General features: G+C 72.5%; 8 protein-coding genes. 2 read left to right on the plus strand and 6 right to left on the minus strand.

Features of this window, described 5'->3' with window-relative positions; genetic code table 11:
- On the plus strand, window positions 1-717 hold a 717-nt coding region (locus E0F75_RS24030; protein ID WP_187624643.1), incomplete at its 5' end, for a DUF475 domain-containing protein.
- Between the two features lie 58 nt (window positions 718-775).
- On the opposite strand, the gene E0F75_RS24035 is transcribed toward E0F75_RS24030, so the two are convergent.
- Complete coding sequence (locus E0F75_RS24035; RefSeq protein ID WP_187624644.1) at window positions 776-1,648, minus strand: aldo/keto reductase; 873 nt, start codon at window positions 1,646-1,648, stop codon at window positions 776-778.
- A gap of 188 nt (window positions 1,649-1,836) precedes the next feature.
- The gene (locus E0F75_RS24040) at window positions 1,837-3,072 is read right to left on the minus strand and encodes a DUF2254 family protein (RefSeq protein WP_187624645.1); all 1,236 of its coding nucleotides are present in this window, start codon (window positions 3,070-3,072) and stop codon (window positions 1,837-1,839) included.
- 331 nt (window positions 3,073-3,403) lie between these two features.
- Here E0F75_RS24040 and E0F75_RS24045 point away from each other — a divergent pair, with 331 nt between their 5' ends.
- The gene (locus tag E0F75_RS24045) at window positions 3,404-3,832 is read left to right on the plus strand and encodes a DUF5958 family protein (RefSeq protein WP_229312810.1); all 429 of its coding nucleotides are present in this window, start codon (window positions 3,404-3,406) and stop codon (window positions 3,830-3,832) included.
- A 175-nt stretch (window positions 3,833-4,007) separates the two neighbouring features.
- On the opposite strand, the gene E0F75_RS24050 is transcribed toward E0F75_RS24045, so the two are convergent.
- The 4 genes from E0F75_RS24050 to E0F75_RS24065 all read right to left on the minus strand — a co-directional run bounded on the left by E0F75_RS24050 (window position 4,008) and on the right by E0F75_RS24065 (window position 17,870).
- Entirely contained in the window at window positions 4,008-5,516 is a 1,509-nt protein-coding gene (locus tag E0F75_RS24050) for a DUF4246 domain-containing protein (protein ID WP_187624646.1), read from the minus strand.
- Between the two features lie 117 nt (window positions 5,517-5,633).
- Window positions 5,634-8,693 (minus strand): class I adenylate-forming enzyme family protein, encoded by a 3,060-nt coding sequence (locus E0F75_RS24055; protein ID WP_229312811.1) that lies wholly within the window; start codon window positions 8,691-8,693, stop codon window positions 5,634-5,636.
- Window positions 8,694-8,904: 211 nt separating this feature from the next.
- Window positions 8,905-12,210, minus strand: coding sequence for a non-ribosomal peptide synthetase (locus E0F75_RS24060; protein WP_187624647.1), 3,306 nt, complete (start codon window positions 12,208-12,210; stop codon window positions 8,905-8,907).
- On the minus strand, window positions 12,207-17,870 hold the full coding sequence (locus E0F75_RS24065; protein ID WP_187624648.1) for a non-ribosomal peptide synthetase/MFS transporter: 5,664 nt from the start codon (window positions 17,868-17,870) through the stop codon (window positions 12,207-12,209). The genes E0F75_RS24060 and E0F75_RS24065 overlap by 4 nt, the downstream gene beginning before the upstream one ends.
- Window positions 17,871-17,901 lie beyond the last annotated feature (31 nt).

Here is a 17,901-nt window from a genome sequence, read left to right on the forward strand (position 1 = left end):
GGCTGGCTCGAGCGCCCGCTGGCCAAGCTCGGCAAGGTCGACATGCTGTCGGTCTGCATCGCCCTGGTCGTCCTGGCGATCAGTGCCATGACCTTCGCGACCCAGGCCCACCAGCACGGCGGCATGCACGTCGACAAGGCGGCGACCGTCCTGCTCTCGGGCGTCTTCGGCCTCATCACGTACCTCGTCGTCGGCGGTCTCTCCGGCTACTTCGAGAACAAGCTCGAGGAAGAGGAGGAGCGCGAGCACGAGGCCGAGGAAGAGGCCAGGAAGAGCGGCAAGAAGGTCCCGGCGGTCGTGATGGCCGGCAAGGCCGCGTTCTTCATGTTCCTCTACCTGGAGGTCCTGGACGCGTCCTTCTCCTTCGACGGTGTCATCGCCGCCTTCGCGATCACCAACGACATCGTCCTGATGTCGCTCGGCCTCGGCATCGGCGCGATGTACGTGCGTTCGCTGACGGTCTACCTGGTCCGCCAGGGCACCCTCGACGACTACGTCTACCTGGAGCACGGCGCGCACTACGCGATCGGCGCGCTGGCCGTGATCCTCATGGTCTCCATCCGCTACCAGATCCCCGAGGTGGTCACCGGTCTCATCGGTGTCATCCTGATCGCCTGGTCCTTCTGGTCCTCCGTCCGGCGCAACCGCAGGCTGGCGGCGGACGAAGGAGAGCAAGCGGGGCTCACCGAGAAGGCCGAGGTCCCCTCCGGCGTCTGAGCCGGACCGCCGGCGCGCGCCACGGGCGCGCGCCGGCCAGGACCACGCGGTGCGGCTGTCAGCCGGCGGCGGTGAGGGTCTCGAACTCCTCGTCGTCGAGTCGCACCAGCGCGGCGTTGACGTTCTCCTCCAGATGGGCGGTGCTCGACGTGCCCGGTATCGGGAGCATCACCGGGGAGCGGCGCAACAGCCAGGCGAGGGCGAGCTGCGCGGGGCTCGCGTCGTGCACCCGGGACGCGGCGTCCAGCGGGCCGCCGGGGCGGGCGAGTTCGCCCGTGGCGATCGGGAACCAGGGGATGAAGGCGATGTTCTCGGCCTCGGCGTAGTCGAGTACGTCCTCGGCCGACCGGTTCGCGAGGTTGTAGAGGTTCTGCACGGAGACGATGTCGACGTGCGTGCGGGCCTCCTTGAGCTGCTCGACCGTCACCTCGGACAGTCCGAGGTGACGGATCTTGCCCTCCTGCTGCAGCTGGGCCAGCGCGCCGAGCTGCTCGGCGAGCGGGACCTCGGGGTCGATCCGGTGCAGCTGGTACAGGTCGACGCGTTCGAGCCCGAGGTGCCGCAGGCTCAGCTCCAGCCGCTCACGCAGGAACTCGGGCCGGCCGTCGGGCCGCCAGTCGTCCGGACCCGGACGCGTCACCCCGCCCTTGGTGGCGATGACCAGGTCGTCGGCGTAGGGGTGCAGCGCCTTGCGTATCAGCTGCTCGTTGACGCTCGGGCCGTAGGCGTCCGCCGTGTCGATGAACGTGACGCCCAGCTCGACCGCGCGGCGTAAGACCCGGACGGCCTCGTCCGGATCGCGGGGTTCGCCCCAGACACCTGGACCGGTCAGTTGCATGGCGCCGTAACCGAGACGGTTCACGGGAAGGTCGCCGCCCAGGGCGAAGGTGCCGGAGGCGTCGGCCGGACGGGTGGTGGACTGCGTACGCACAATCAATCCTTGAAGGTCACATACCGAAAGGGACACTGGTCACAGGGGCCTCACTGGCACGCAGGTGCCCCAGCAACCTCACCGAGCATGCCCCATCACCCAGGCATCGGAAAGAGGGCGAATTCCGGTCCCGCACAAGCCCGTTGCTGGACAGACGTGTCCCCCTCTGGCCGCCCACCGGCATGGACCTACCCGGCCTCGTGCCGCATGAAGGGGGGTCGGGTCGTGAGGTGTTGCTCCGTCCACGCCAGTCGCTCCTCCAGCGGCGGGCGGAGATGGCCGGGGGCGACGGAGAGCACACCGGTCAGAAGCTTCCGGCAGCGTGCGAGCACCATCGGCATACCGGGGGCGATGACGAGGATGTCGTCCAGACCGACCCGGAGGAGTTCGTCCCACCCGGGCACGGGCAGGATCACCCGCACGGTGCCGGATGCGTCGGCGATCGCACGGGTCGTCTGCCCGATCGGTCCCGCGGCGGCATGGCGGAGCAGGTCCTCGACGGCGTCAAGGGCCTGTACGGCGGTGGCGGGGTCGTTGATCGCCGAGGACAGCGCGCGCAGACCGATGTCGGAAAGCAGCCGGAAGGCGAGGAGGGGGTCCTGGTGGAAGGTGCGCTCGGGACCGGCGACGACCGCCTTCAGAACCTCGGCATCCGGGACCGTGCCGTGGTAGATGTCCGCCACCGCGTCACCGTCGTAGAGGACGTCTCCCACCTTCACCCGCAGGACGACGGTCGCGCCCCCTCGTCGTGCCGCGGCCACCAGCGGAACCAGGTTGAACTGCTCGACGAGTACGGACGTACCCCGCCAGGGGACCGACGCGGTGGGGGACCCGGGCAGCGGAACCGCCCCCGAGGGGGAGTCCCGGGCGCCTTCCGCATCACCCGGTGGACAGTAGACGTCGAGTACGTGGAGGCCACGGTCGCGCAGCTCGTCGAGGACGTGGGAGAGCTGGATCGAGCGCAGCGCGACGAGCTGGAGGCGACGGACGAGCACGAACGCGACGGCGGCCATGAGCAGGGCGGCGACCGGTACGGCCACGGACACCGTGGCACGTGAGCCGATGGCCAGGACCGCGGTGACGGAATAGACCAGCACGCCGATGACGAAGGCGAACACTCGCCACACCAGCGGGTCGGAGCGGAACAGGGCGAGGCGATGGCTGAAGTTGCCCGCGGCCCACTGCACGACGAGGAACATCAACGAGAAGATCAGGGCGGTGACGCTGAGGACGCCCACACCGAGCACGTTGAGCACGGCCACGACGCGGTCCCCGGCGACCCGGGAGCCGCCGTCGATCGCCGGGAGCAGGATGCCGAGCGCCACCGCCACGCCGACGGCCACCGCATGCGTGATGCCGGCACGCAGGGCCCGCCGCGGACGGACGACACGTTCGGCCGAGTGCCCCGCGCCCACTGTGGTCATCGGCGGCTCAGACACGACGGGGCCCGATCACGTGGTCCCGCGAGCAGCAGCGGATCGTATGAGTCGGCATCGCCACCTCCCCGTCTCGGCGTCGTGACCCACTCTGCGCGGCTTCCCCCGGGCGTGCCCGTGCTGTCGTACGAACGGATGACCCGACGAGGACCGAGACGAAGGCGCGCCAGGAGCCGACCTGAAGCACCGAGAACCGATCCACAGACCGACGGCGGCCGCCCCACGGCAGGAGACGGCCGCCCACCGCTCGCCGTGGCGCCGGCGTCGACCCTTACGTCGACCCCGACCTCTGTCGGAGGCGATGTGGAATGATCGAGAGATGTCGGGGACCAACAGTGGGGACGGGCGAGTCATTCGGCGTGAAGCCGAGCGGGTCGTGAACGAGGTCGCACAAGGACTGCGTACGTTGGACGACGGGACCACCTGGTTCTCCGCCCTCTCCCCGGCAGGGCGGCGTGAGGTACTGCGGGAAGTCGCCGGTTACGCGATGCAAGCGCACATCACGTCGGCGGACGGCCACGCCGGCGTGGCCCGGTCCGGAGTGAAGCCCACGGCCAATCCTTCAGTGATGATCTGCATGGACCCACCTCGCTACGGATTCGCAGCCCTCCCAGCCGACGAGCACGTCAAAGCGTTCCGTGTCCTTGTGTCGGTGTTCTCCGTCGCCGACACCCGCCGCAGGAAGACCTACTGCAAAGGCACCTGCGGCCATGACTGGCACAACTTGCCCTCAGTTGAGGGGCCGTAGCGCAGGCGGCCACAGCGTTCCAAACGGCGGCCCGCGGTCCCCGCCAGGCGCGACCCGGCCCGGGGCCGACGCGGCGGTCGGCGGCGCGCACCGCCACCGCGTCCATCAGCAGCAGGAAGCAGAGCAGGAGTGGCAGCGCGCGCACCACCCGGCCGGCTGAGCGCCTTCCGTCAGGTCAGTGTTCGCAGAGTGAGAACTCTCGTTCGTAGAGCTGCTCGTTGTGTTCGTCGACGAAGAACTTGCGTTCCCGCATGAGCTGTTCGCGGAAGTCCTTGGCCTGGTCGAGCGTCATGGTCGAGGTGTCGGACCACGGTTGCTGCGGCGGTACGTCGGATGTCGAGACGATCTTCTCCGACGGGTCGACCAGGAAGAACGCGAGGATCTTGCGATGTCCCGCCCGAGTGGGATCCGTGAGGCGGAACGAGCCGACGCGGTGCTGCAGGATGTTCGGGAACGCCAGGCAGCGGCCCGCCGGGGTCGAGGCCGATCCGAGCATCTGGTTCAGCGCGTCCTCGTCCTCAAGGCCGTACACGTCACGCATGCCGTTGTCGTCGTTCTGCTCGTACTCCGGGTCGTCGAGCGCCGCCCTGAAACTCAGCCGGCTCTCGGTGATGTTCTCGCTGTCCCAGTAGTAGATGCCGGTCGAGACGATCCGCTCGTTCAGCATCCCTTCGACATGCCACGAACCGCCGGAGTACTCGGGCTTCTCCGGGGTGAGATGAATGGTGGCGAGCTTCACGATGACCTGGAGACCACGGCCGCGCAGGTCGACTCGGGCGGATGCGTCGGGCACCTCGGGCGCGGTGAAGGCCGGGGCGTCCGGGACGACCGGGCGGCGGTTCTCCCACCAGTCGTCCTGCGCCTTGTCGTATGCGGTGACGGCTTCCGCGTAGGCCGCGTCATCGCTGTAGGAGGCCTTGTCCGGATGCTGCGGCTCCGAGTCGTACCATCCCCACGGGTCGGTCGTGATCCGCGGGGGCCGGGGATGGCGCAGATCGGTGAGCACGTTCTCCAGCAGCGGACGCATGCGCGCGAAGAGGTCCGGCAGGACGGAGGCCAGTTCGCGATGGGCCTCCGGGTGCACGTTGTTGACGTACGAACGGAAGGTGACATCGCCGTCGTCATCGACGTCGACGTCCGTGGGCAGCCACTGGAACTTCTCCGAGAACTCGTACTTCGAGTAGTGGTTCGTCGGGTTCTGCCAGGCCCGCTCGGGCGCCCCGCTCACGTCCTTCACGAGGCAGAACAGCGAGGGATGGACCAGATCCAGTACCTGGCCGTCGGATCCGGGATGCCAGTCCCGATCCGCTTCGGGGACCTGCTCCAGAACCCGAACCGCCTCACGCAGCCGGGCCTCGAGCTTGTCGTCGACCAGTGTGTCCGACTGCCAGACCCCGTCGACGGTGGACACCTCGACACCGGTTCGCGGGTCCCGCAGCGCGGCGTAGTGCGCGAGTTCGGCAAGCACGTAGCGAACCTGCGCTTCGGTGAGCCCCTGGTCGATCGCCTCCCGCGTCCACCGGGCGACGATGTCGGCGTCGTGCATCTTGTCGAACCACTCCGGCTTCGCCCGGATGCTGGAGCTGCACCGCATCATCTCAAGTTCCCGCAGCGTTCGCGGTGTCGCGAACGGAAGGGAACGGGACGTGTGAAAGGGCAGCGGGAAAGCAGACGAGCCGGTCAATTCTCTGGGTCCTCCGAGTCGGTGTGCGGTGGCGGGAAGCCTACTTCAGCGGGCTGACAGCGCCGTCCTGGTCCCTCCCGGGTGGCGCCCAGGCGGTGTGCCGGAGCCGCCGCCGGGTCACCCGCAGGCGGTGGCCAGAGCGGCGGTGAACTCCTCGGCCAGTTCGGTGATCACGGGGAGGTCGAAGGCCAGCGCGTTGTACTGCAGCCAGCACCGCAGGCCGCCGTCCGGCTGCTCGACCACGGTCAGCTCGGGCACGCCCCGGTCGCCGCCCGGCAGCGGCCAGGGCACGGTGCTGCCGCGCGGCAGCTCCCAGGGCTCGCAGGCCAGGCCGGGCAGCTGCGCGGGCGCGGCCCACGCCTCGTAGCGGAGCCAGGCCGCGAACGGCACGGACGGACTGAACTCGGCGAACGGGTACAGCTGGTGGTCGAGCGCCTCGCTGTAGACCACCCGCAGCCGGTCCACCAGCTCGGCGAAACCGGGCTGCCCGCTCGCGTCCACCCGCAGGAGCAGCGACTGGACGAAGCAGCCCACCGTCCGCTCGGCGTCCGGGCGGGGGCGTCCGGGCACCGGGGTCATCACGACCAGATCGGGGTGGCCGCTGCGGCTCGCCAGCAATCCGGTCCAGACCGCGGCGACGACCAGGAAGGGCGTGGCGCCCAGTGCCGCCGCCCGGGCCCGCAGGGCATCGGCCAGCGACGCCGGCACCTCGAACTCGTGCGCCTTGATGAGCACTTCGTCCACCACCCGGCGGCCGTCGAACCGCTCGACGGCCTCCGGCGCCCCGGCCAGCGCGGTCCCGAAGTGGGCCCGGGAGACCGGCCAGTGCGCGTTCGCCCAGTCCACCAGCTCCTGGTAGCCCGGTCCGGAGCGGACAGGCGGTGCCGACCGGCCCCGCCGCAGCGCGGAGTAGCAGACGCCGAGGTCGGCGAGCACCACGCCGACCGACCAGCCGTCGGACACCATGTGGTGCGTCCCGACCAGCACCACGTGGTCGGTCTCCGACCTGCTGACCACCAGGAGGCGCGTCATCGGATCGCGGGCCAGGTCGGTGAGACGGTCTCGTTCGGCAAGGAGCAGGGCGTCCACCTCGGCGTCCGAGGCCCCCGGGGCCTCGGTCAGCGTGATCCGCACCCGTGGCTCCTCGTCGAGCACCGCCCGTACGACCCCGCCCGCCACCGTCTCGAACCGGGTCCGCAGCGCCGGGTGGCGCCGGACCACCTCGGTGAGTGCCCGGCCCAGGGTCTCCGGTTCGAGCCGGTCGGTCACCCGGAACAGCGCCGACACCGCGCCCGCGTCCCGCCCGGGGGCCTCGGCCATCCAACGGAAGAAGTTCTCCTGCTGCGAGGTGAGCGCGACGGCATGCGGCTGCGCGCGGAGCGCGGCCAGGTAGGGCGTCACGGTCTCGGTCCCGGCCGAAGCGCCGGCAGCGGCGTCCGACCGCCGGTCGGGGTCGTCCACCCACGCCGCCTGGGCCCGCAGCGAGGGCCGCTCGAAGACCACGGCGGTGCCCGCCCGTATCCCGAACTCGCCGCTGATGCCTGCGGCGAGCTGGACCGCCCGGAACGAGTCGCCGCCGAGCGCGAAGAACTCGGCGGCCACGTCGGTGACCGGTCGGCCGAGCAGGCGCCGCCACAGTGCGGCCAACCGCAGTTCCGTCGGAGTGGCGGGAGCGACCGCGGGACCGGTGGACTCCGCGGGCACGTCGAACAGCGGGCGGAGCCGGTGCTTGACCACCTTGCCGCTCGGGTTCCTGGGCAGGTCGTCCGCGAGCAGGATCCGGACCGGCAGCTCGGGCCTGCTCAGCCGGGCGCTCAGGAACAGCCGCAGCTCGTCCAGGTCGAGACCGCAGGGCCCGGCCACCACGACCGCCACCGGGACGGCGCCCATCACGGCGTGCGGCAGGCCGAGCGCGGCGGCGTCGGCGACCGCGGGGTGTTCGTGCAGCGCCTCCTCGATCCGTAGCGTGGAGACCTTCAGCGCACCGCTCTTGATGACGTCGCTCTCCCGGTCGACCAGGTACAGGTAGCCGTCCGGGTCGAGGCGTCCGACATCGCCCATCCGTACCCAGCCGTCCCGGAACACCTGGGCGCTCTGCCCGGCTGCGCCCAGGTAGCCGCGTGGCGGTCCGGGCTGGCGCAGCCAGACCTCGCCGACCTGCCCGGCGGGCAGGGGCAGACCGTCCGCGTCGAGGATCCGGAGGTCACGGGGGTCCGCCGGACGGCCCAGCGAACCGGGGCGGAGCGCATCGACCACGGTGGAGATCTGCGCGGGCGAGGCCTCGGCGGAGGTGTACGTGTTGACCAGCGTCGCGCCCGGCAGCGCCGCGGCCAGGGCGGCCGCCACCGGCACGGGAAGCGCGGCGGCGGAGGAGTTGACCAGGCGCAGACTGCCCAGGTCGTACCGCCCGGCGGTGCCCGCGTTGACCAGCTCGATCACCATGGAGGGCACCAGGAAGGCGGTGCCGACCCCGAACTTCTCGACCGCGATGCCGAACTGCTCCGCGTCGAAGCGCGGCAGGCTGAGGATGGTGGGCGCGGCGGTCAGCGCGGTGAGCAGCATCACCTGACCCGCGTTGGTCCCGATCGGGAAGGCGTGCAGGGCGTGCCGTGAGTGTGCGTAGGCGCGGCGGCGGGGGTACGCGGCCAGGCCGGCGGTCAGGTTTCCGTGCGCGGCGACGACGCCCTTGGGCGCGCCGGTGGTGCCGGAGGTGCCGATCACCTGGGCCGGGTCGGCCGGACCGACCCGGTGCGGGGGCTCGGTCGGCGGCTCGGGGTGTGCGGCCAGCAGGGCGTCCAGACGCAGCTCCACGAGGCCCGGTACGCCAGGCAGCCCGCCGTCCGACAGGACCGTGGCGGCTTCGGCCAGCGCGGCCAGTGCGGCGGCATCGGTCTCGGACAGGTCCTCACGGACCGGGACGGGCACCCCGCCCGCGTACTGGACGGCGAGGAACCCGACGGCGTACCGGTCCCAGCGCGTGTTGGAGAACCGCAGCACCACCCTGTCGTGAGGCTCGACCCCGGCGGCAGCCAGCCCGACGGCAGCGCGCAGCGCCTCCTCGCGCCAACGGCGGTAGCTGAGTTCCCCGCCGCCGACGACCTGCAGCGCCGTGTGGTCCGGGTGTTCGGTGGCCCGCGCGTCGAGGAGCTCAGGGACGGTCGTCGCGGCGGGCGGCACGGTGGTGGTGATGGCGTTCTCCGATGCGATGCGATGCGGTGCGGTGCGGTGCGTTGCGATGCGGTGCGATGCGGTGCAGTGCAGTGCGGTGCGGTGCGGTGCGATGCGGTGCGATGCAGTGCAGTGCGGTGCGGTGCGGTGCGGTGGGGGTCGCACCGCCGGGCGGGCCCTGCCGCCCGGCGGTGCTGCTGATCGTCCGTCGGAGCGACGGTCAGTCCAGCCGGTCGGCGGCCTCCTCCTCACTGAGGGCGTCGATCTCGGCGATCAGCAGTGCCTCGACCCGGGCCGCCAGGGCTGCCGGGGTGGGGCTCTCGAAGACGTCGCGGATCGACATGTCGAGGCCGACGTCCGCCCGGATGCGGGCGGCGACCCGGGTGACCAGGAGCGAGTCCCCGCCGAGCGCGAGGAAGTCGTCCAGTACGCCGACCTTCGGCACCCCGAGCACCTCCTGCCAGAGGTCGACCACCAGAGCCTCGGCCTCGGTGCGGGGCGCCAGGTACCCGTCGCCCGCGCCCGCCGGCTCGGGCTCGGGCAGGGCTGCGGTGTCGAGCTTGCCGTTGGCGGTGAGCGGGAGGGTGTCGAGCAGCACCACGGCGTCCGGCACCATGAAGGCCGGCAGCCGCAGCGCCAGGTGCTCGCGCAGTTCCCCCGCCTCCGGAACGGCCGCAGCCCCCTCCGCGGCGGCCGGCCGCAGGACGGCATAGGCGATCAGCCTGCGGCCGTCGCGGACCAGCACGGCCGCACGGCCGACAGCCGGGTGTGCGGTGAGGGCGGCCTCGATCTCGGCGGGCTCGATCCGGTACCCCCGGATCTTCACCTGGTCGTCGGCGCGGCCGAGGAACTCCAGCTGCCCGTCGGCGCGCCACCGCACGCGGTCGCCGGTGCGGTACATCCGGCCGTCCGGGGCAGCGGCGAACGGATCCGGCAGGAACGCCGCCGCCGTCAGCTCGGGCCGGGCCAGGTAGCCACGTGCGAGGCCGTGGCCGCCGATGTACAGCTCGCCCTCGGATCCGGCGGGCAGCAGGCTGCCGCGCTCGTCCAGGACGTAGAGCCGCACCCCCGGCAGCGGACGGCCGAGCGGCGGGCGCCGCTCGTCGGCGGGCCCGCCGACGGGGCGGCCGCCGAGCTCGCCCGCGGTGACGATGACGGTGGCCTCGGTCGGACCGTAGGTGTTGACCAGCCTGACGGTGTCGCCGTGCCGCTCCCGCCACTGGGCGAGGGTGACGGCGCGCGCCTCGGAACCGCCGAGGATCACCAGGCGCAGCGCCGGCGGCCACGGGGCCCGGTCTCCGAGCGAGACCAGTTCCTGCCAGTACGCGGTGGGCAGGTCGAGTACGGTGACCGACCGCCCGGCCTCACTGCGCAGCAGGTCGGGCAGGGTTCGGCCGCCGCCGGGCAGCAGGACGGCGCAGGCGCCCGCGGTCAGGGCGGGCCAGATCTCCTCGGCGTGGGTGTCGAAGCCGATGGAGGCGAACTGGACGATCCGGTCGCCCGGCCGGAGCCGGTAGCCCTCCGGTCCGGCCATCCACCGGACGCGCTCGGCCAGAGCCGCGTGCTCGACGGCGACGCCCTTGGGGAGACCGGTGGAGCCCGAGGTGTAGAGGACGTACGCGAGCCCGTCGGGTTCGGTCCCGGGAAGCGTCGCGGCCTCCGCGGGCTCCGTGCTCGCGGACTCGACGCCCGCGTCTCCCGCCCGCCCGGCTCCGGTGTCCGGATCGCCGAGCGCCGGCACCGGGACGCCCGACTCCGTGACAGCAAGCTCGGGGACACCCGGCTCCGAGAGCCCCGGCTCCGGACGCCCGCCCCCGGTGAGCAGGAGGGCGGCGTCCGCCTCGCCGAGCATCAGCCGCCGGCGCTCGGCCGGGTGTGCGGGGTCGAGCGGCAGATACCCGGCGCCGGCCTTCCAGACCGCGAGGAGGGCGATGACCAGTTCGAAGGAGGGGGCGATCCGGACGCCTACCGTACGGCCGGCCACCGCCGGACCCAGCCGCCGGGCCAACGCGTCCGAAGCGCGGTCGAGTTCCGCGTACGTGAGGACCCGTCCCGCGCATTCGAGAGCGGGAGCGTCGGGGCGGGCGGCGACTTGATCGGCGAACCCGCGCAGGATCGGCCGGGCGTCCCCGGTGACGGCGGATCCGGCGCCGAGGGCGAGCAGCGCGGCGCGCTCCTCCCCGGGCAGCAGCCAGTCACCGTGCAGCGGGACGTCCACGTCCACGACGGCTCGGGCGAGCAGGTCGCGGACCCGGCGCGCCAGACCCTCGACCGTGGCGCGCTCGAACAGCTCCCGGTCGAAGCAGAACGAGAGGGTCATCCCGCCGTCCGGGGTGCGCCAGCTGTCCAACAGCAGATCGGTCTTGGCCCGATCGAAACCGGAGTCCATGCTCGCCGTCCGGACGCCCGCGGGCAGTCCGGTCCGCTCGTCGGCACCGGCCAGGTCGTACTGGCTCTGGTGGACGAACACCGCCTGGTAGAGCGGGCCGACGCCGGGCAGCACGGGCAGCCCCAACTCGGCGGCCACCCGCTCGACCGGGACGTCCTGATGGGACAGCGCGGCCATCGTGGCGGAGCGCACCCGGCGCAGCACGGTGCGGAAGTCGGGCTCACCGGTCAGATCCGCTCGGATCACCCCGGTGCGCGAGAAGTAGCCGAGCAGGGCTTCGTGGGCGGTCTCGTTGCGACCGGCCAGCGGGGTGCCGACGGCGAAGTCGTAGGTGCCGCTCCAGCGGGCCAGTACGCACTGGTAGGCGGCGAGCAGCACCATGAACGGGGTGCAGCGCTGCTCACGGGCCAGGGCGTCGAGTCCGGCGACGAGTTCGGGCCCGAGGGCGAGCTCGGCGAAGCCGGCCGGATGGGCCGGATCGGCGGGTCTGGAGTGGTCCAGCGGCATCCGCAGGGCGCCGACGCCGGCCAGTCGTCCGCTCCAGTACCGGAACGCCTCCTCGGCCGCACCGCCGTCCAGCCTGGTCCGTTCGGCGAGCGCGAAGTCGCCGAACTGGAATTTGAGATGCGGCAGTTCGGCCGGCCCCTCGCCGAGCTCCTCGCGGTACAGCGCGAGCAGCTCACGCCACAGCACGGTGAACGACCAGCCGTCGGAGACGATGTGGTGGACCACCACGCTCAGGGCGTGCTCGTGCTCGCCGGCGCTGACAAGGACGGCCCGCAGCGGCGGACGCTCCCCCAGGTCGAAGGGCGTGTTGACGAACGGGGCGCAGGCCGCGGTGAAGGACTCCTCCGCGGAGTCCGGTATCGGGATCCGCGTGAGTTCGACGTCCCGTACGGGCTCAACGAGTTGGACGGGCTGCTCGCCGTCCATGGCGAACCGGGTGCGCAGCGCCCGGTGCCGAGCGGTGAGGCGGGTGAGCGCCGAGCTCAGCGCCCGCGGGTCGATCGGGCCGCTCCAGCGCCGGTTCAGGTACATGTTGAACCCGGCGTCCTGCGGGTTCAGTTGCTGGAGGAACCAGAGGCGACGCTGCTCATCGGTCAGCGGATGGCGGGTGATCGGGGTCGGGGAGGTCATGCGTTCGTCTCGCTTTTCGCGCGGGCCTGCAGGGTCTCCGGGCCGGCGCTCCGAGCGCGGGCCTGCAAGGTCTCCAGGCCGATCAGGTCGTCGGACTCGGCGTCCGGGACTTCGTGGTCGAAGCGGGCCAGGACGGGAATGCAGAAGCTGATGAGGACCAGTGCGGCCATGGCGAGGCCGAACACCAGGTAGAGCAGGCCGATGCCGCGCCCCTCGCCCGTGCCGATCAGGGCACCCACGCTGGAGGCCAGCGCGCCGCCCTCGTCCATCAGGGGCTGGAGCAGTTCGGGGCCCGCCGGGGCGACCAGGGCGAAGCCGATCGGCAGGGTGGACCAGGCGACCATGGTGTTCACCGCGATCACCCGGCCGTGGAAGCGCATCGGCACCTTGGTCTGGACGACCGTCGCGTAGATCCCGTTGAGCAGCGCGAGCCCGTAGGTCATGCCGAACGCGCCGACGGCGACCACGGTCACCGAGGGCCGCAGGCCGGTCACGACGCAGGCGGCGGCGAGGCCGAGGGCGGCGAACAGGACGCCGCGCAGGCGCATCCGGCGCGGGCCTCCCCAGACCAGCAGGGTGAGGCCGCCGAGGACGGCGCCCAGACCGGCCGCGGTGGAGACCCAGCCCGCAGCGGCGGTCGTGGAGAAGGAGAGCACCAGCGGGGTGACGAGCAGGAAGAGCGGGGAGAGGAAGATGTTCAGCACCGCGAACCAGAACAGCATGGCCCTGAAGGAGCGGCTCCCGAGAGCCCGTCGGAAGCCCGCTCGGATCTCGGCGCCGACGCTCTCGCGGCGGGTGGCGGCCATCGCGTCGGGGAAGCGCACCGCCAGGGTGACACCGGTCGCGAGCAGATAGCTGACGACGTCGAAGATCAGGATGCCGCCGAGACCGATCACGTGCAGGATGCCGACCGCGATCAGCGGAACGAGGAACTGGGCCAGGCCGAGGGCCATCTGGACCACACCGTTGGCACGGCCGAGGAAGCGCTTCGGCACCAGCTGCGGCACCGCCGAGCCCCAGGCGACGCGCTGGAAGGCGAGCGCGGCGGAGAGCAGGGAGATCGTCACGTAGGCGTGCCAGATCTCCAGCGCGTCGCTGAGGTAGAGAACCAGCAGGGCCGCCTGGGTCAGGCCGGCCGCGACGTCGCCCCAGAGCATCACCCGGCGGCGGTCTCCGCGGTCGACGATGGCGCCGGCCAGCGGGGCCACCACGATGCCCGGCACCAGGCCGAAGGCGGCGAGCAGACCGAGGTGGAACAACGAGCCGGACTGCAGATAGATCCAGATCGGCAGGGCGAACTCGGTGAGGGCCGAGCCGATCATCGAGAGCTGCTGGCCGGTGGCGATGGTCAGGAAACGGCCCATGGTCGGGCGGACGGGACGGCGCCGGCGGGCCTTCCCCGGGCGCCCGGGTTCCTGCTCGGGCGTCGGTACCTGCTCAGGGGTCGGTGCCGTCTCGGCGCTGTCGCGGGACAGACCGGCCAGCCACCAGGTGGCGCCGTCGGTGCGTTCGTGGCGCGCCTCCTCGCCGGCGGATATCGAGCGGTGCACCCCCGTCAGGATGTCGGCCAGCTCAGCGGCGCGGTACTTGAGGTAGAAGTGCCCGGCTTCGTCCAGGACCACCACGGCGGCGGTTCCGGTGATCCGGTGCCACTCGCGGAACCGCTCCTGGTAGAACTCGGTCGCCGGATCGCGGTCGCCGCAGACGGCGATCACCGGCGCCGTGAGGGTGCCGCCCTCGCTCTCGTACAGCTCGCCGAAGTAGCGCTCGGCGCCCTTGGTGCCGACCCGGCGGTTTCGCACGATCAGCCGCAGCTGCTCCTCGTCCACCTCGTCCACGTCCAGACCCGCCGCGGCGAGGGCGTTGATCATGCCCTGGTCGCTGCGCAGGCGGGCGGACAGCTCGGCGAAGCGCTCGGCCAGCGCGGCGCCGCGGCCCTTCGGGCGGGCGAACGGGAAGATGCCTCCGAGGTGGACGGCGTCGATCTCCCGGCCGGCCGCCTCCACCCGGCGGGCGATCTCCACGGTCAGCCGCACGCCGACCCCGCAGTGCCCGTAGAGCACCAGCGGTCCCGCGACGTTCGCGACGATCTCCTCGGCGCAGAGCCGGGCGACCTCGTCGATGTCCATCGCCTCCTCGCCCAGCTCGTGGCCGGGGACGGCGATGGAGTGCAGGGCCCAGTCCGCGGGCATGGCGTCGGCGAGCGGTTTGTAGATCAGCGCGCTGCCGCCGCCGTAGGGGGCGCAGACCACACTGGCGGCCACCTCGCGGCGCTCGGGGGTGAGCAGGTGCAGCAGCCGGCGCGGGGCGCGTTCGCCCTCGGGGGTGGCCACCAGTTCGGCCAGCCGACGGACCGTCGGGTACTTGAAGAGGTCCATCACACCGACGGGGGTGGCCAGGCCGGGGAAGGCCCGCCGCATCCGGGCGACCACCTGGGTGGCGAGCAGGGAGTGGCCCCCGAGTTCGAAGAAGTCGTCCAGCGCGCCGACCCGGGGGAGATCGAGGAGATCCGCCCACATGGCGGCGATCACCTGCTCGGTCTCGCCCTCGGGGTCGGCCTGTGCGCCGGTTGCCGGGCCGTCCGCGGGCGCGGGCAGCGCCTTCCGGTCGACCTTGCCGTGCGCGAGCAGCGGCAGCCGCTCGAGGAGCACGTAGCGGGCCGGGACCATGTAGTCCGGCAGGACCTCGCCCAGGGCGGCGCGCAGTTCGGCGGCGGCCGGCGGTTCGCCGCCGGCGGGGCGTTCCAGGTAGGCGACCAGGTTCTGCCTGACGCCCTCGCCGCGGGCCAGGACCACCGCCTGGGTGATGCCGGGCAGGGCGGTCAGCGCGGCCTCGATCTCGCCGGGCTCGACCCGGTAGCCGCGGACCTTGATCTGGTCGTCGCCGCGGCCGAGGTAGTCCAGTGTCCCGTCGGTCCGCCAGCGCGCCAGGTCGCCGGTACGGTACATCCGCGGGCCGCCGGTCCCCGTGGCGTCCCGGTCGGTGCCGGACGGATCCGTGCCCGCCGGGTCCGCAGCGGACGGTTCCGCGCCCGCCGGACCGGCGTACGGATCGGGCAGGAACCGCTCGGTCGTCAGGTCCGGCCGCCCGAGGTAGCCACGGGCCAGCCGGTCCCCGCCCAGGTACAACTCACCGGTGACACCCGGCGGAACGGGGTTGCGGGCCTCGTCGAGCACGTAGCAGCGGCCGCCGGCCAGCGGGCTGCCGATCGGGGTGCTGCCTTGTGCGTCCAGGCCGTCGGCGGTGACCTCGTGGACGGTGATCCCCACCGTCGCCTCGGTCGGCCCGTAGTGGTTGAACACCGCGCACCGGCCCAGCGCGGCGATGCCCGCCGCCCAGGACCTACTGCTGGCCTCGCCGCCGAGGACCAGGGCACGGCGCGGCAGCAGCCGCTCGATCGGCGCGTCGGCGGTCAGGGCGGCCAGGTGGGAGGGCGTCATCTTCAGGTAGTCGATGCCGGCCCGTTCGATCTCCGCGGCCAGTTCCACGCCCGCGATCCGGCGCGGCAGCAGGTGCACCCGACCGCCGGTCGTGAGCGCCAGGTAGAGCATGGTCATGCTGAAGTCGAAGGAGAGCGACTGCAACAGCCCGAAGGAGGCCCCGGGCTCGATCCGCAGCCGCTCGCCCGCACCCGCGAGGTAGTTGAGGAACTGGCGGTGCTGCACCGCGACACCCTTGGGCGTGCCGGTGGAGCCCGAGGTGTAGATCACGTACGCGAGGTGGTCGGCGCCCGAGACCTCCTCCAGGGGCGCCCCGTCCCCCTCCGTCGCGTCGGTACCGCCGTCGGTCAGCAGGTCGACCGCCGGGTGGTCGCCGAACCGCGCCCGCAGCACGGTGTCGGTGATCAGGACCTTGGCACCGGCGTCGGTGACCAGGTGGGCGAGGCGTGCCGGGGGCTGTTCGGGGTCGAGCGGCAGGTAGCCGCCGCCGGCCTTGAGGACGGCGACCAGGGCGACCGCCAGCTCGGGGGACTGCTCCAGGCAGACGGCCACCCGGTCGTCCGCACCCACACCCAGCGCCCGGAGGCGCCGGGCCAGAGAGCCGGCGCGGCGGTCGAGGTCGCCGTAGGTGAGCGTGCGGTCCTCGAAGACCAGGGCCGGCGCGTCGGGCGTCCGGGCCGCCGTCCGGGCCAGCGCCTGGGTGAGCGTGGCGGGGCCGCCGTCCGGCAGCGGGGGACCGGCGGCCCAGGTCTCGAGCACGGCCGTCCGCTCGGCCGTGCCGAGCATCGGGATCCGGTCGACCGGCAGCGCGGGGTCGGCGACGCCGGCCGCGGTCAGCAGCTCGAACCGCTCGGCGATGCGCTCGACGGTGTCGGCGTCGAAGAGGTCGGTGCGATAGGTGAACAGGCCGTAGAGGCCGCCGTCCGACTCCTCGCGCATGTAGAGGGCGAGGTCGGCGTGGGTGGTGGTGGCCTCGTAGCCGAAGCCCTCGGAGTCCAGGCCCGCGGGGCCTGCGGCGGGGACGGCGGTGCGGTCGCCGTAGTTCTGGAAGGCGAAGGTGGTCTGGAAGACGGCGGCGCGGCTGACGTCGCGTTCCACCGCGAGATCGTTGACCATCTGCTCGAACGGCACCTCCTGGTGCGCGTACGCGTCGAGCGTGGTCTCGCGGACCCGGCTGATCAGCTGCCCGAATTCGAGGTCGGCGGAGAGCCGGGCGCGGATCGGCAGCATGTTGACGAACGCCCCGACCACGTTCTCGAGTTCACGGTGGAGACGGCCGGCGGCGGCGGAGCCGACGGCGAAGTCGCGCTGGCCGGTGTGCCGGCCGAGCAGGGCCTGGAACGAGGCCATCAGCACCATGTACGGGGAGGCACCGTAGGCCCGCGCCACCTCGCCGATCCGGTGGGCGAGATCGGCGCTCCAGCGGAACTCGGTCGCGGCCCCGTCGAAGGTGAGCAGCGGCGGGCGGGGCCGGTCGGAGGGCAGCTCCAGGGCCGGGACGCCGTCGAGCTCGGTACGCCAGTACGCACGCGAGGCGGCGAGCTGCCCGTTCTCCAGACGGTCCCGCTGCCAGGCCGCATAGTCTCCGAACTGGACCTCCAGGGGTGCCAGTTCACCCGGGGCGCCGTCCGCGTGGTGGGCGAGGCGGAGGTCGAGCTCGCGGTTGAGGAGGTCGATCGACCAACCGTCGCTGATGATGTGGTGCATCACCAGGGCGAGGACGTGGTCGTCCTCGGCGATGCGGACCACCAGGGCGCGCAGCAGCGGGCCGGTCTGCAGGTCGAAGGGCTCCGCGATCACCGCGCCGAGTGCGGCGGCGGCACGCGCCTCCGGGTGCGGGTCCGCGCGGGCGTCCAGGTACTGGGCGGCGAACGGCGCGGGCTCGGCGACCTCCACCTCGGCGGTGCCGGCCTCGGTGGTGCGGAAGGTCATCCGCAGGCTCTCGTGCCGGGCCACCAGATCGGTCAGCGCGGCATCCAGCGCGGCGCGGTCCAGGCGTCCCCGGAGCCGGCGGGCCGGTGCCAGCGTGTAGGCCGTGGAACCGGGAGCGAACTGGTCCATGAACCAGAGCCGTTCCTGACCGCTGGAGAGGGGCGGTGCGGTGTCCGCCGGGCGGGGGTCCACGACCCGGGCGGGGGAAGCGGCGCCGCGCAGCCGCCGGCTGAGCAGGGCACGCTTGGCTGGGGACCAGCCGATGGGCAGGTCCTGGGTATCCGTCATCGGGTTCCTGTTCGGGCGTTCGGTGAGGAAT

Origin of the sequence: Streptomyces sp. CB02980 (assembly GCF_014451325.2) — a bacterium.
Lineage (GTDB): Bacteria > Actinomycetota > Actinomycetes > Streptomycetales > Streptomycetaceae > Streptomyces.

Bases quoted from the DNA above. Each gene is read 5' to 3' on its own strand.
- E0F75_RS24040 (WP_187624645.1), bottom strand. From the start codon at position 3,072: ATGACCACAGTGGGCGCGGGGCACTCGGCCGAACGTGTCGTCCGTCCG.
- E0F75_RS24045 (WP_229312810.1), top strand. From the start codon at position 3,404: ATGTCGGGGACCAACAGTGGGGACGGGCGAGTCATTCGGCGTGAAGCC.
- E0F75_RS24060 (WP_187624647.1), bottom strand. From the start codon at position 12,210: ATGACCTCCCCGACCCCGATCACCCGCCATCCGCTGACCGATGAGCAG.
- E0F75_RS24065 (WP_187624648.1), bottom strand. From the start codon at position 17,870: ATGACGGATACCCAGGACCTGCCCATCGGCTGGTCCCCAGCCAAGCGT.